We start from the raw sequence: 14,938 nt of genomic DNA, 5'->3' as shown, positions 1-14,938 counted from the left end.
CTCGATTTCAAATTGAAAGACCTTGGCTTTCAATGGTCCCACGGCTCACAAGGAACGTACACTGTAAGGACGAAAAATCTATGATTTATTTTTGTCTCAGCCTCTTTTTATAATAAGGATAATAGTATAATCCAGAAGAATGTGAGAATAAACCAATTCTAGGTTAAATTTTTGGTACAATGAAGAAAAGTAAAAAAAGGAGTAACCAATCCGTGATAACGATTATCGTTCCTTGTTATAATGAGGAAGAAACAATTCCACTGTTTTTTGCTGCTGTAGAAGCACAAAAACAAGTGATGAATACGACTTTTGAATATATATTTATCAATGACGGCTCTAAAGATAAGACTTTACAAGTCATTCAAACATTATCAAGAGAAAATGACGATGTTCATTTTATTCATTTTTCTAGAAATTTCGGTAAAGAAGCAGCTATGTATGCTGGCTTGCAGCATGCAAGTGGCGATTTTGTCACAATCATGGATGCAGATTTGCAAGATCCACCGGAATTGTTACCCCAAATGTACGATTTGTTGGTACAAAATACTGAATTAGACTGTGTAGGTACACGGCGTGAGGATAGGGCGGGGGAATCTGCCACAAGATCGTTGTTTGCAAAAACTTTTTATCGTTTAATGGCGAAGATTTCAGATGCACAAATGGTTGATGGCGCTCGTGATTTCCGCTTGATGCGCCGTCAAATGGTTGATGCAATCCTATCTTTGACGGAATATAATCGTTTTTCAAAAGGTTTATTTACCTGGGTAGGATTTAATACATCTTATTTGACCTTTAAAAATCGTGAGCGTGTAGCTGGAGAGACGTCATGGTCTTTTAAACAATTATTTAGATATTCCATTGAAGGTATTACGGATTTTTCTGATCTACCCTTGTCTATTGCAACTTACTTGGGCACAATTTCTTGTATCGTAGCCATCTTATCGATATTTGTCATTGTGATTAGAACATTAATTTTTGGTGATCCAACAGATGGTTGGCCGTCCTTGGCATCTATTATTTTGCTGTTAGGTGGTATTCAACTACTGTGTATTGGCATTATTGGTAAATATATTGGGAAAATTTATTTAGAAACAAAGAATAGACCTGTTTATATCATCAAAGATACAGATATGGTTATAAAAGAACAAAATAATAAAAAGAGTGTCTAGTATAGGTGTGATATATTATAATGGTTATTGAGACAAAAATTTGAGGAGTGTAACAGAATGAATATGACGGACGATATTGCGGTTTTAATACCGTGCTATAACGAAAGCCAAACGATTGAAAAGGTGATTGCTGATTTTAAAACTGCATTACCTGAAGCAACAATTTATGTATATGATAATAATTCAAGTGATAATACAGCGGAACTTGCTGCTAGAGCAGGTGCTGTTGTTCGTTTTGAACACCAACAAGGTAAGGGGAATGTCATCCGTTCAATGTTCAGGGATATAGACGCGGCTTGTTATTTGATGATTGATGGAGATGACACATATCCGGCAGAACATGCGAGAGATATGGTTGCACCAATTCTCGCTCATCGTGCGCAGATGGTTGTTGGTGACCGTTTAAGTTCTACTTATTTTGAAGAAAATAAACGTCCCTTCCATAATGTCGGTAATCGTACTGTAAGAGCCTTGATTAATGTTATGTTCAAAAATAATGTCCGCGACATTATGACTGGCTACCGTGCTTTTTCATATGAATTTGTAAAATCATTCCCAGTCTTATCACAAGGGTTTGAGATTGAAACAGAAATGACTATTTTTGCCTTGGATAAAAATCTAGCAATTGAAAATGTGGTCATTGAATATCGTGATCGTCCAGAAGGTAGTGAATCAAAATTAAATACTGTTTCAGACGGTTTGAAAGTCTTACGCACGATAGGCCGTTTATTCAAGAACTACAAACCGCTGTTATTCTTTTCATTAGTTTCATTATTGCTATTACTTATTGCGGTTATACTATTCGTACCTATTTGGATTGATTTTAACCAAACAGGGACAGTTGAACGTTTCCCAACACTAATCGTGGCAGGTTTCATCGGCTTAACAGGTATTATTTTATTCATTGCAGGTTTAATTTTGGATGTTATTACACAAAACGAACGTCAAAGATTTGAAATCGAATATACAAAATTTAATGCGATTAAAAAATTAGAAGGTTTGAGCGATTATGAAGATTAATCTTGATATTGCCAAATTATTAAAACGCTTAGGGTTGACGTTTGTCGCCCTATGCATATTTTATTATGTCTTTCTTTTATGTGCGTATTTCATCCCAAGCCGATTTATCATGGATAACTGGCATGAATCCGTAAACAGTATCGCAAGTGAAACGAAACGATGGGAAGTTATACCAAATATTGTAGGCACAAAATTAGATACCTTTACGGATAATTTAATTTTCCAAAAATTACACAATAATGATCGATTGAATCCATTCCAAGCAGCCGTATGGAATAATGGTTACTTCCGTTATTGGATGGGGGATATTCCGATACTTCGATTCCTCCTCGTATTTATGAGTTATACGGGGATACGCTATTTAAATATATTTGTGATTTTTGGTTTATTTGTTGCAGTGATGCATCAACTGCAGCAAACCATTTCATCGGTATTTGCAGGCTTGTTTGCTCTTGTCCTGTTCATGATTCATTTTTGGATTTTCCCCTTATCCTTACAATACACACCAGTATATGTCATTTTAATGGTCGCCATTTTATGGTTAACCTGGATGAAAAAACAGGACAAGTTGAATTTGAATAATGTCGTATTTACAAGTTTCGTTATCGGTTCGGTAACCAATTACTTCGATTTATTGACAGCACCTTTGTTGACCTTTGCAATACCATTTTTCGTTTGGTATGTGTTGCGTCATCAAAACGAAATAGCTGCCTTTCTCACAGTGTTTACAGAAACTATCTTTATGGGGCTAGCTTGGCTCCTTGGTTATGCAGGTACTTGGGTAGCTAAGTGGGCTGTGGGGAGCATCATCTTACAAGAAAACCTTTTTCAATCAGCGATTAAACAGATTTTCCTGCGTACTAGTGGTACCGAGGGGGAAGTTTTGGCATATTCTGAAATATTGAAGAAAGTTCTGGGGGCTATGTTTCCAACTTATGTTTGGCCTATATTGCTCTTTGTTATGATTGCTTTAGTCATTGTAGGTGTCCTGTCTAAAGGATTTACAATACATAAATTATTAAATCATAGCGTACTTTTGATGATGAGCGTAGTACCTTTTGTTTGGTTCTTTATCTTACAAAATCATAACCAACACCATTATTATTTCACCTATCGTAATCTAGCAATCACTGTCCTAGGTATCTTTACATATCTATATGTCATGATCGACTGGTCTAAGTGGTTTAGAAGGAGTTAATGTTGAAAAAATTAATTAATCAATTTATTAAATTTGGTTTTGTCGGTGTCGCCGCAGCAATTATCGATTTTGGCTTACTAACTATTTTAACGGAATTCTTTGATATCTATTACCTAATTTCCGCAGCCATTTCATTCATCGTTTCAACGATATTTAACTACGTGGCATCTATGACCTTTGTATTTGAAAGTAAATATGGCAAGGAACAACGCCGTAAAGAAGCTATGATATTCGTAGCTTTATCAGTAGTAGGTTTGATTCTTAACCAAGTGATGATGTGGTTCTTTGTTGATATTACAAATATTTATTACATCTTTGCGAAAGTACTTGCTACAATCATTGTCATGATTTGGAACTTTGTTTCACGAAAAATTTGGTTAGAGAAATAAATAATCAGCGAGGAGGTATTTCATGCGAAAAAATTATTGGCTACTCGCTATGATTGCAATCGCTAATTTGAGTTTATTTGCGCTAAATTTCTACGGATTTTTCACAAGCGTCTTACTCTTGATTCCCTTGTATTTTCTTAGGAATGTACGTATTGAATTATCGAAACGTAATATCTGGCTATTCGTATTATTTACAATTATTTATATAGGGATAAATTGCTTATCCTTTAGCTTAAATCCACCCATTCGTATGAGCTATTATTTGATTATTTCATTCATAAAATACCTTTTCTTTGGTGGTTATATATTCATCTATCTATCCATGAACAAGTTTGATTGGATATATTCAGATAAAAGTCGCTATTCAGGGCTGCTGAATCGACAATATGCGTGGTGGATTGCGCTAGCAATGTTACTGACATTCATGCCATTTATGATTGCCTTCCTACCTGGCAATATGTTTATTGATTCTTATTCTCAATGGGGACAAGCAATGGGTGGGATTGATTTAACTGACTGGCATCCATTTTTCACAACGATTTTGTTACGCCTTTCTTATGTATTAACGAAATCACCGATTTTGTATACTATAGGACAAGTTGCGGCCATGATTTTTGCAATCGCATATTTTGCCTATATTCTGGCTAGCAATGGATTAAAAAAGTGGATAAGCTCATGTATAATTGCTGGGTTAGTACTGATGACAGTTATGGTGCCCAATATGGTGACCATTTATAAAGATAATATCTATAATATTGCCTTATTTCTATTAACGCTATTTACTTTCCAAATCATTCAAACGAAGGGGGCCTGGCTTAAAGGGCATCTTTTAGCTTGGATACTTTATCTAGGTACTTTAGTAGTTGTGATGTTTAGTAGACATAACGGATTATATGTAGGCGTCGCGTTCCTTGTATTGATGATCATTTTTATTAAGGGCACGCGTAAACAAATGTTTAGTATATTCGTAGGGATATTGGCACTATATAGTTTGTATAGTGGACCGTTAATGGAACGATATCAAGTTGAACCTGGATCAGCTAGTGAAAAATATAGCATCATGGTCCAACATATGGGCGCAATTATTGCTGAGAACAAAGAAATTGACGTCGCAGATGCAGCATTTTTAGAAGAAATTTTACCATTATCTATTTGGCAGGAAAAATATACACCGTCAATGGCGGATCCAGTAAAATTCCATAGTGAGTACAACAAAGAATTTATCAATGAACATCAAGGCGCCTTTTTGCAAACCTGGTGGCATTTGGTAGCAACGTACCCATTGACAGCCTTAAAGGCACAATTACAACAAATTCGTCCTTTGTGGGATATTAATGGTTATGAACATGGATTACCAGGTTCAGTTATGTTTCATTACTTTATCAATTCGCCAAAAGACTATTACGATGACTATGAAGAAACCTATACATTTAATGTGCAGGGGTTACGTGATTTCATAGAAAACCAATCATTTAAAGCAAATCCTTATGATATGGAAACGAAACCATTTATCACCAGTTTACCTACTATCGCGGTATTTACAATATTTGGCGTAGCAATATACTTATTAGTGAAAAAACAATGGCGGATGGTATTTGTACTATTACCAGGTATCTTACACGTTGGTACGCTAGTATTGGCTATGCCGGCCTATAATATGCGCTATGTGTTGGCGTTGACGTTTATTGCGGCCTTCGCGTTGGTATTACCAATTTTAGTGAAAAAAGAAGCTGAAATTTCATAGTATACAAAAAAGAAGTGCCCACAAGGAGCACTTCTTTTTTGTATTATTGATTTTCTAATTCTGAAACTTTGCTTTCTAATTCGCTGATGCGGGTTTCCATGTCCGATATTTGAAGATTCAATTCTTCCGGTGCAGCCACTCAGTCGGTGTATCATCATCTGGGGTTAGTACCATAATTAGGCCAACTAATAGGAAAATAATCGCTACCGCCAATGTGATGTAGAGCCAGTTTAATTTTGGAGAACCTTTGTCAAGGTAGGCCAAGGTTTTATCAACTTTCGCGCGATCCATATTTTTCAGACGGTTGTATAACTCATTTAAATCATGGTCGTTATTTTTATTATCTTGAGACATGGTTAACCTCCTTTTTCTATACTAGGTATTGATAAAATAGGGTGGCACTTAGAATGCCCATTCACCTTGACGGAAGATTGGGAAGATGTTGCCGTCGGCGTCAATTGCGTCGATATCCATTTGATCTGAACCAATCATGAAGTCAACATGGACATGACTACGGTTTACACCGGCAGCTTGTAATTCTTCGTCTGACATTTCAGTACCACCTTGAACGGTAGTAGGGTAAGCAGCACCAATAGCAATATGGTTTGATGCATTTTCGTCAAATAGCGTATTGAAGAAGGTTAAGTTACTTTGCGAAATAGGTGATTTGTGTGGTACTAAGGCTACTTCACCTAAACCTTGTGCCCCATCATTGTTGAAGACTAAATCTTTCATGATTTGTGCACCTTTATCGGCTGTTACATCTACAATTTTACCATCCGCAAAGGTTACTTTGATACCTTCAATTGTCGAACCAGCGTAAGATAATGGTTTTGTTGAAGTAACATAACCATCCATCACATTCGTATCCGGTGCTGTGAAGACTTCTTCAGTTGGCATATTAGCGATAAATGGTGAACCGTCTGGATTGAAGCTTTGTGCAGACATCCAGATGTGGTTTTCAGGTAAACCAACAGTGAAGTCTGTACCAGGCGCTGTGTAGTGCAATTTCTTGAATTGTTTATCGTTTAAGAACTGCGCTTTTTCGTCTAATAGATCACGGTGGTTGTTCCATGCTTCAACTGGATCAGCTTCATATACACGACTCGCTTTGAAAATAGCATCCCATAAAGCATCTGTCGCTGCTTGTTTGTCTTCTGCTAATTCTGGGAAGACATGTTTTGCCCAACCGTAGTCTGCTGCGGCAGCAACTGTCCATTTCACGCGATCATTCATAGTTGCTGTACGAACAACTTTTAAGGCAGTGCCATGGCTTGTTTGAATAGTGTCGATTTTACCAGCATCAATGCCATTTAATAGGTCAGGGTCACCAGATACGATGGATAAACGAGATATTTTTTGGTTTAAAATTAAGTCTTCTTGGCGAGCCACTGTATAGTCTGCCACTTCAGCAAGATCTTCGGTTGCTTGGTATTCGTAATTTAAGCGATTTGTGAAATCATCTTTCCAAGTAAAGTGAACACGACGGGCACCATTTTCGTAAGCATGTTTCGCTAAGTAATGTGCTAGGGGTGCTTGGTCTACTGCGATGTAGATCATGACATTATCGCCTTTTTCCACGTTGATACCTTTTTCGATTAAAAGGTTTGCGTATTTATCTAGTAATTGATCAAAATTTTCCATATATAAATTTCCTCCGATTGTTATGATGCTTGATGTGCTTGAAATGTAGTCACGCATTCTTGTGCAAGTTTTTGAATAGCAGGGATGTCGTCGTCTTCTGGATACAACTCGATTTTTACCGATTCACCAGCCATAATCGCACCGCTTTGTTTGAATTGAGCGGTGAAGTCATCAACTGATTTACAAAATTCTTCGTAATCATATTCACCAGACCCTAGAGCAGCAAAGATTTTGCCTTCTAAATTCACTTCCGGCAATTCTTCGTATAGGTCGACAATTTCATCAGGTAAATCTGCAGCAGCACCGTATGTATAGGTAACGACAATACAAATATCCTCATTCAAAAAGTCACTCGCATAGACTGACTGGCACTCAATCATTTTGGCCTCTACGCCTAAATCAAGCAGAGATTTCGTCATGATATTTGCAATTTCTTCATCGTTGCCTGTGAGTGAGGCAAAGGTGACAAGTGCTGTTGGCATGTATTTCGCTCCCTTCTATCTAATATTCTGCTTTCTACTAAAAATTATAGCAAAAAAAGCACTCTTTTACGACAAAGAGTGCTCTCTCATATAGAATTGTAGCATTTTAAGCTAGACGGTAGGTATCCATATTATCAAATGCAACCTGCGTATCTTTAGGTAACTGAATTTTTAAATAGTTAATGATGACTTCAAATAAAACTCGGGCATCATTAAATCGATTTTCGGTGATTAAACGGACTAAGTCACCAAGATATATCATAAATGGATACATATCATAAATAAATTCAGTTGGATTTTCATCTGTATATTTGTTCAGAATGGCAGTCATCACTGTGCCACTACATTCAACCGCTTCATTGACCAAGAAGGGATGATTACCAATATTTAAGATAGCGATGAGCAAAGCTTCACTCGTATTATAGAAATCTTCAAAGCGTTTTTCATCGTAGTCAAAACGTACATTGGTCACTTTTTCATTTAATTGGTCTGCAAATTTTTCACCTTTTACACGTTGTTTAATCATATAATCTAACATAAGGTAACAAATCACCAATTCATATCGTAACCGGTGGGCAACATAATCTTCTTCTGGTGGTGTTTCACTGACGAAAAAGCCACGGTAAGGAATCATATCGACGAACCCTTCTTCAGCTAATTTACTTAGGGCAGCGCGAATAGGACTTCGACTGATGTCCAAATCTTCCGAAATAAAGGCCTCAACAATATGAAAGCCGGTTTTCCAGTTTTCACTTAAAATTTGATCTTTGATGTGTAAATATGCAATTTGTTCTAATTTCTGTGTTTTTCCCATGCTAATCACCTCAAGCGGTTCATTGCTTACTCAAATTATTCTTGCTACTAAAAAACATGCAATAACGTTTTCTTATTATCGTAATCATACCAGTTTCAAACAAAAAAGCCAAAGAATATCATTAAAAGTTATAAAAAAATTAAAACGTTTACAATTGTATTAGACTAGCGCTTTATTTTCACTTTGGGGCATTTTAAGGTATAATGACTAGGAATAAGAAGGAAGGACGAGATGAATGATTACACTTAAATCTGCCCGTGAAATAGAAGGCATGAAAAAAGCTGGTGCATTATTAGCTAGCATTCATGAACAATTACGTCCATTGATGGTACCTGGTGTTACGACAATGGAAATTGAAGCATTTTTCGATAAAAAAATTACAGAAGCAGGCGCAATTCGTGAACAAGTAGGTTTTGAAGGTTACGAATATGTGACTTGTGTGTCTATTAATGACGAAATCTGTCATGGTTTCCCAGCACCCAACCGTGTGTTAAAAGAAGGGGATATCGTTGGTGTCGATACTGTGCTATCACTAGACGGTTATTTTGCTGACTCATGTTGGTCATACGCAATTGGTCAAGTAGATGAAGAAGGCCAACGTTTACTAGATGTGACGAAGAAAGCCTTAGAGGTTGGTATCGAGCGAGCTACTGTCGGTAACCGTATTGGTGACATTGGTGCTGCTATTCAAGCTTATGTTGAAGGCGAAGGCTTCTCTGTTGTTCGTGAATTCGTAGGTCATGGTATTCAACCAACTATGCATGAAGAACCATCAGTGCCACATTATGGTATTGCTGGTCGTGGTCAACGTTTACGTGCTGGTATGACCATTACAATTGACCTATGGTAAATACTGGTAAATGGCAAGCAAAAATTGATTCAAATGGTTGGACTGCACGTACAATTGATGGCGGTCGATCTGCGCAATTTGAACATACAATTGCGATTACAGAAGATGGACCAGTTGTGTTGACACAACAAAAAGATTAATTTAGAATTTCAGAAAACTTCAGAGGGATGTTCGTTATCCTTGTGAAGTTTTTTTATTTTTCAAATATTTATTAAGATATATGAAATGTCAATCGAAAGGATTATCATTGTGCTATAATTTACGGTGGTATAGATTGCTTAAATTTTGAAATTATTATGTTATTTTTGATGAGCAATTGTTTCCCAATAATTCTCCAGAGGAGTGCCTATGACACAGCAAGATAATCAAAATAAGAATGAACCAACGCGGAAACAAGTAAATAAAAACACAAAACCTTCATGGTTAGTGAAATTAAAGTCATCTAAATGGATACCTAAAAATAAACGGACTTATTGGATTTTGGGTTCTGCTACTTTGCTTGTTATTCTTTGTGCAATTGCTTTTAAATTGTACGCGGATGTAACTGGGTTTGGGACAAAAATATATGAAGACGTAAATTCAAATGAGCTACGTGATGCGGATGCGCAACTGCAAAATGGGGAGCCAATTACAATTCTGTTAACGGGGATTGATAATGGAGCGCTGTATTATGAAGACGTAGAAGATGCCCGTACGGATGTTATGATGGTCTTTACCATTAACCCTACAACTAATGAATCAACTGTTATTTCGATTCCCCGTGATGCTTTAGGTCCACAAAGTGATACGGAAGAATTCGACAAATTGAATCACGCCTACATGAATTATGACGGGATCGAAGGGACAATTAACTCTTTACAACAGTATCTTGATGTGCCGATTGATTATTATGTAAATGTGAATATGCAAGGATTTATGGATGTTATTGATGCGCTTGGTGGTGTAGATATTACGCCAACCCTAAATTTTACACAAAATGGGGTTAGTTTCACTGAAGGCGAAACGACTACCTTATCTGGGCTTGAGGCAATGCAATATGTCCGCATGCGTAAATCAGATCCAGAAGGGGACATTGGCCGTGAAAAACGTCAACAACAATTAATCGAAGCAGTTGTTGATAAGGTAATTTCATTAGGTACCATTACGAATTACAATGATATCTTAAATGCACTAGGAGGTAATGTAAAAACAAATATTTCTGTAGAAAATATGTTTGCCTTACAAGAAAAATACTTAGCAGCTATGGATAATTTGGACAAGTTGGTATTTGATAATTACGAAGATTTGAATCTTGATTTTGGTTACTACTTATTAGTACCAGAATTAGAACGACAAGAAATTGTCGCGAAAATGCAAGCCAATTTAGGTTACGAAGGTCAAGATGCCGTGATTGTATATCCTGTTTCATTTGGTGTGACGTCAACGTATTTCCCAGTAATGGATTTAAATTATGATGGTATTTTGTCTGATGATGAAATGGCTATAAAACCAGGTGTGTATTCAAGAGAAGATTTAAATGAGTTGGTGAAATATATATTCGGTTATTCTATTAATGACTATTTAACCTCTATGGGCACAACGGACTTGATTAAGGAAACGGATAATCAAACAATACCAGAGACCTTATCAGACGAATTGTTAGCCTATATTACAGATGGATTCGATCCGGAAGCTGTCGATCCTTCAAGCAGTGAACAGGTAACAAGTTCAAGTACGGAAACTTATAGTGATACGACAAGTGATACAACAAGCAGTTCCACAGTAACGAATGATTACCAAACGACAAGTTCTTATTCTGAGACTGTAAGCGAAAGTTACAGCGAACCAGTCTACTCTAGTGAATCAGAAACTTATTACGAATCATCTAGCAGTCCGGCAGTAGAATTTTCAGCACCTGCTACTGCACCAGCAACTGACCCAGCGGCAACTTCATCTACACCTGCGACCAGTGAAACACCGGTTACAAGTGAGGTAGTCACTGAAAGTTCCGCTTCAGAATAATACAATATTTATGATATAGGAGGAGATTGAAATGGCAGAAGAGCATAACTCAGGGCGTCGAAGTCGCCGTGATACTTACGGAGAACAACCCACCAAAAAACGCCGGAGCTTTTTAGGGTGTCTAGGTTGGATAATACTACTATTAGTGTTAATTGGTGGTGGTATAGCAGCTTTTTCATATTACAAATTGCACTCAACTGCTGAAGCAATTTATCAGCCTGCAGATGCGAATGGTGCGACACCGGTAGACAAGGTTCGGGAAACTGAAGTGTCAATTTCAGACAAAGAGCCTGTATCTATTCTTTTATTGGGTATGGATGCGGGGGCTGGTCGTACAACTGGAGAGCAAAATACAGATGTCATGATTTTAGTAACGATTGATCCTGAATCAGGTACAGCCAAAATGGTATCTATTCCTCGTGATACCTATATTGCGAGTTTAGATGCAAAAATCAACTCCGCTTATGGTACAGCAGGGGGGGCATCAGGTTCTATTAATGCCGTCCAAGAATTATTAAATGTCCCAATTGACTACTATGCTTTAGTCAATATGACAGGTATGATGAATATCATCGATGCTGTTGGTGGGGTTACTGTGAATAATGAATTTGCATTCTCACAAGATGGTTATGATTTTGCTCAAGGTAGTATCAATCTAGCAACAGGTGAAGAGGCCTTGGCATATGTCCGCATGCGTTATGAAGATCCAAACGGTGATTTTGGACGTGCTGCGCGTCAACGCCAGGTATTGATAGCCATCTTAGATAAATATCAAAATGTAGAAAATGTTGGTAGCCTACTTGGTTTATTTGAAACAGTACAAAGTAATGTGACTACGGACTTAACGATTGATGATATGACGAAGCTAGCTTTAAACTATCGTGTAGATTCTGCAAATATTGAATCAACAACCTTAGTTGGTACCGGGGATACGTCTACTGGAACGTATTACAATATTTTATCTGATGATCAAATTGCTGAAACTTCTAGTATGTTAAGAAGCCACTTAGGATTAGAATAAATAATACGCATTAGCGGGGAGGTTGAGTATAAAGACTCGACCTCCTTTTTATTGAAATTACTCACTAAGCAAGCGATTTTACAGTATAATAGAGCTATGTAATATACGGGGAGGAAGATTATATGATAGGTGTAATTGGTAGTATTTCGACAGATTTTGTGGTCACAACAAATCGAGTACCCAATCAAGGAGAAACGGTTTATGGTCAAGCGTTTGAGACGACCTTTGGTGGTAAGGGTGCTAACCAAGCGGTAGCAGCGGCTCGTTTGGGCGGGCGTGTGAAAATGTTTGGTTGCGTTGGTGATGATCAATTCGGTGTGGAAACAAAGCAAAATCTCTTGGACAATGGTGTCGATGTAGATGCAGTTAAGGTTATTGAAGGTTTGACAACTGGTTCGGCGCATATTACCGTTTTTGAAGGAGACAATGCCATTGTTTATGTCCCTGGTGCTAACCAAGAAGTAACAGTTGCCTACCTACAATCAGTAGAGGCTGACTTATTAGCATGTGACTATTTCATTATTCAGAATGAAATTCCAATGGCGTCTATCGAATATTTAATCGACTTAGCGCATGCAAATGATATCAAAGTAACTTATGATCCAGCACCATTTGTGAAGGTTAACCCTACATATTTGGAAAAAGTGGCCTATCTATTGCCTAATGAATCTGAAGCGAAAGAATTATTCGGTGATGCAGATGTGGCAACCTTGTTGGCTAAGTACCTTAAACAATTGCTCATTACTATGGGTGGAGATGGTGTGACCTATCATGATGGTCAAGGGGTAGTTGCTATCGATGCTATCCAGGGAGATGTTGTTGATACTACTGGTGCGGGTGACACCTTCTCAGGTGCCTTCACAGTGGCGCTATCTAAAGGCAATGATTTAGCTGAAGCAATTGCTTTCGCCTCATTGGCAGGTTCTTTATCCGTACGTAAATTTGGTGCGCAAGGCGGTATGCCAACTGTTGCTGAGATGCAAGCAGATAATCATTACAATGAAGCGTGGCTTGTTTAATATATATGTTTCAAAGTGCATCGATGCCTAAACATCGGTGCATTTTTTTATAAAATTTGATGAGAAATAAAGTTCGGATTTACTCTTACAAATCGATTTTGTTATATTCAAGCGTTATTATTTGAGAATGATTGATATGTCCCAAGTGAATAATGTTCGTTTATAACTAAAAATATCACATAAATTTAGCTGAAATGCCATTTTTATCAAGGGATTTCTTAAAATTTATGCGTTATTTTACTTGCAATCAACTTTCTATGTGTGTAGAATACGAATTGGTGTTTACAGACACCATTTGTTGTTGAAACCATTGTATGAAAGAAAGGCGAGTTGAATTCGTGGAAACTTTTGATTATGAACAAGTCCAATTAATACCTGCTAAATGTGTGATTACAAGCCGTAGCCAGGCAGATACTTCAATTGAATTTGGAGGTCGTACATTCAAGATCCCTGTTGTACCAGCAAATATGCAAACTGTTCTAAATGAAGAACTTGCAGAAGAACTAGCCAAAAATGGTTACTTCTATATTATGCATCGTTTTGAACCTGAAAAACGTCTACCATTTATTAAACATATGAATGCGGAAGGTTTGTATGCGTCTATTTCAGTAGGGGTGAAACCTGAAGAATATACTTTCATTGATGAGATTAAGGCAAGTGGTGAGAAAGTAGACTTCATCACAATTGATATTGCGCATGGACATTCTGAAACAGTTATCGAAATGATTAAATATATCAAAGCCCAATTGCCAGATACATTTGTTATCGCTGGTAATGTAGCGACACCAGAAGCTGTCCGTGATTTAGAAAATGCCGGCGCCGACGCAACCAAAGTAGGTGTAGGACCTGGCCGTGTATGTATTACGAAAATCAAAACTGGTTTTGGTACTGCAGGATGGCAATTACAAGCAATCAAGCTATGTGCAAAAGCAGCACGTAAACCAATTATTGCAGATGGTGGTATCCGTACAAATGGAGACATCGCGAAATCTGTACGTTTCGGTGCTTCAATGGTTATGATTGGTTCATTGTTAGCTGCTCACGTGGAATCACCAGGTGAAACAGTTGAACAAGATGGTGTAACTTACAAAGAATACTTTGGTTCAGCATCGCAATTCCAAAAAGGTATCTACAAAAATGTTGAAGGTAAGAAAATGCTTATTGAAAGCCGTGGTAGCCTTTGGGATACAATGCGTGAAATGCAAGAAGACTTACAATCAAGTATTTCTTACGCAGGTGGCCGTGATTTAGGTGCTTTACGTACGGTTGACTATATGATCGTACCAACTATCTACAATGGTGACTAATATTTATTCAATCATTCAAATGAACGAGGCTGGGACAAAAAATCAAAATCATAGATTTTTGTCCTTACAGTGTACGTTCCTTGTGAGCCGTGGGACCATTGAAAGCCAAGGTCTTTCAATTTGAATCGAGCCAAGGTCTCGATTTCATACCCTTTCACGGCTAAGGAACTACACTTTCAGTCCTTTAACCTGTTCCCATGATATATTTCAATCAAAATAATAAGAATTTTTCAAAGTAAAAGGCGTACACAACTCTTATTAAGAATTGTGTACGCTTTTT

Annotated in this window: 13 protein-coding genes and 1 pseudogene; 10 read left to right on the top strand and 4 right to left on the bottom strand. The window is 37.3% G+C overall.

Annotated elements, in window-relative coordinates:
* Positions 1-212 precede the first annotated feature (212 nt).
* The 5 genes from B9P78_RS07555 (at position 213) to B9P78_RS07535 (ending at position 5,520) form a co-directional block, all read left to right on the top strand.
* Positions 213-1,169 carry a glycosyltransferase family 2 protein gene (locus tag B9P78_RS07555; protein WP_094518881.1) on the top strand — a complete coding sequence of 319 codons (957 nt, stop codon included), beginning with the start codon at positions 213-215 and terminating at the stop codon, positions 1,167-1,169.
* Between the two features lie 63 nt (positions 1,170-1,232).
* The gene (locus tag B9P78_RS07550; protein ID WP_094518883.1) at positions 1,233-2,189 is read left to right on the top strand and encodes a glycosyltransferase family 2 protein; all 957 of its coding nucleotides are present in this window, start codon (positions 1,233-1,235) and stop codon (positions 2,187-2,189) included.
* Positions 2,179-3,387 carry a hypothetical protein gene (locus B9P78_RS07545; protein ID WP_094518880.1) on the top strand — a complete coding sequence of 403 codons (1,209 nt, stop codon included), beginning with the start codon at positions 2,179-2,181 and terminating at the stop codon, positions 3,385-3,387. Before B9P78_RS07550 ends, B9P78_RS07545 begins: the two co-directional genes overlap by 11 nt.
* Complete coding sequence (locus B9P78_RS07540; RefSeq protein ID WP_199445753.1) at positions 3,387-3,776, top strand: GtrA family protein; 390 nt, start codon at positions 3,387-3,389, stop codon at positions 3,774-3,776. Before B9P78_RS07545 ends, B9P78_RS07540 begins: the two co-directional genes overlap by 1 nt.
* A gap of 22 nt (positions 3,777-3,798) precedes the next feature.
* Complete coding sequence (locus tag B9P78_RS07535; protein ID WP_094518879.1) at positions 3,799-5,520, top strand: DUF6020 family protein; 1,722 nt, start codon at positions 3,799-3,801, stop codon at positions 5,518-5,520.
* A gap of 117 nt (positions 5,521-5,637) precedes the next feature.
* On the opposite strand, the gene B9P78_RS07530 is transcribed toward B9P78_RS07535, so the two are convergent.
* The 4 genes from B9P78_RS07530 to B9P78_RS07515 all read right to left on the bottom strand — a co-directional run bounded on the left by B9P78_RS07530 (position 5,638) and on the right by B9P78_RS07515 (position 8,460).
* Positions 5,638-5,874 carry a hypothetical protein gene (locus B9P78_RS07530; protein WP_233487785.1) on the bottom strand — a complete coding sequence of 79 codons (237 nt, stop codon included), beginning with the start codon at positions 5,872-5,874 and terminating at the stop codon, positions 5,638-5,640.
* A gap of 48 nt (positions 5,875-5,922) precedes the next feature.
* The gene (locus B9P78_RS07525) at positions 5,923-7,164 is read right to left on the bottom strand and encodes an aminopeptidase (RefSeq protein WP_094518878.1); all 1,242 of its coding nucleotides are present in this window, start codon (positions 7,162-7,164) and stop codon (positions 5,923-5,925) included.
* Between the two features lie 20 nt (positions 7,165-7,184).
* The gene (locus B9P78_RS07520) at positions 7,185-7,646 is read right to left on the bottom strand and encodes a flavodoxin (protein WP_094518877.1); all 462 of its coding nucleotides are present in this window, start codon (positions 7,644-7,646) and stop codon (positions 7,185-7,187) included.
* A gap of 106 nt (positions 7,647-7,752) precedes the next feature.
* Complete coding sequence (locus tag B9P78_RS07515) at positions 7,753-8,460, bottom strand: GntR family transcriptional regulator (protein ID WP_094518876.1); 708 nt, start codon at positions 8,458-8,460, stop codon at positions 7,753-7,755.
* A gap of 235 nt (positions 8,461-8,695) precedes the next feature.
* Between B9P78_RS07515 and map the strand changes: the two are divergent.
* The 5 genes and pseudogenes from map to B9P78_RS07490 all read left to right on the top strand — a co-directional run bounded on the left by map (position 8,696) and on the right by B9P78_RS07490 (position 14,658).
* A pseudogene (map, locus tag B9P78_RS07510) lies at positions 8,696-9,450 on the top strand (type I methionyl aminopeptidase).
* A gap of 208 nt (positions 9,451-9,658) precedes the next feature.
* Positions 9,659-11,311 (top strand): LCP family protein, encoded by a 1,653-nt coding sequence (locus tag B9P78_RS07505; protein WP_094518875.1) that lies wholly within the window; start codon positions 9,659-9,661, stop codon positions 11,309-11,311.
* A gap of 31 nt (positions 11,312-11,342) precedes the next feature.
* On the top strand, positions 11,343-12,332 hold the full coding sequence (locus B9P78_RS07500) for an LCP family protein (protein WP_094518874.1): 990 nt from the start codon (positions 11,343-11,345) through the stop codon (positions 12,330-12,332).
* Between the two features lie 122 nt (positions 12,333-12,454).
* Positions 12,455-13,351 carry a ribokinase gene (rbsK, locus tag B9P78_RS07495; RefSeq protein WP_094518873.1) on the top strand — a complete coding sequence of 299 codons (897 nt, stop codon included), beginning with the start codon at positions 12,455-12,457 and terminating at the stop codon, positions 13,349-13,351.
* Positions 13,352-13,689: 338 nt separating this feature from the next.
* Entirely contained in the window at positions 13,690-14,658 is a 969-nt protein-coding gene (locus tag B9P78_RS07490) for a GMP reductase (protein ID WP_094518872.1), read from the top strand.
* The last annotated feature ends 280 nt before the right edge of the window (positions 14,659-14,938 follow it).

This window comes from Aerococcus sp. 1KP-2016 (genome assembly GCF_002252085.1).
Taxonomy (GTDB): domain Bacteria; phylum Bacillota; class Bacilli; order Lactobacillales; family Aerococcaceae; genus Aerococcus.
The sequence above is the reverse complement of the archived record's forward strand: the minus strand, read 5'-3'. Positions and strand labels throughout refer to the sequence as shown.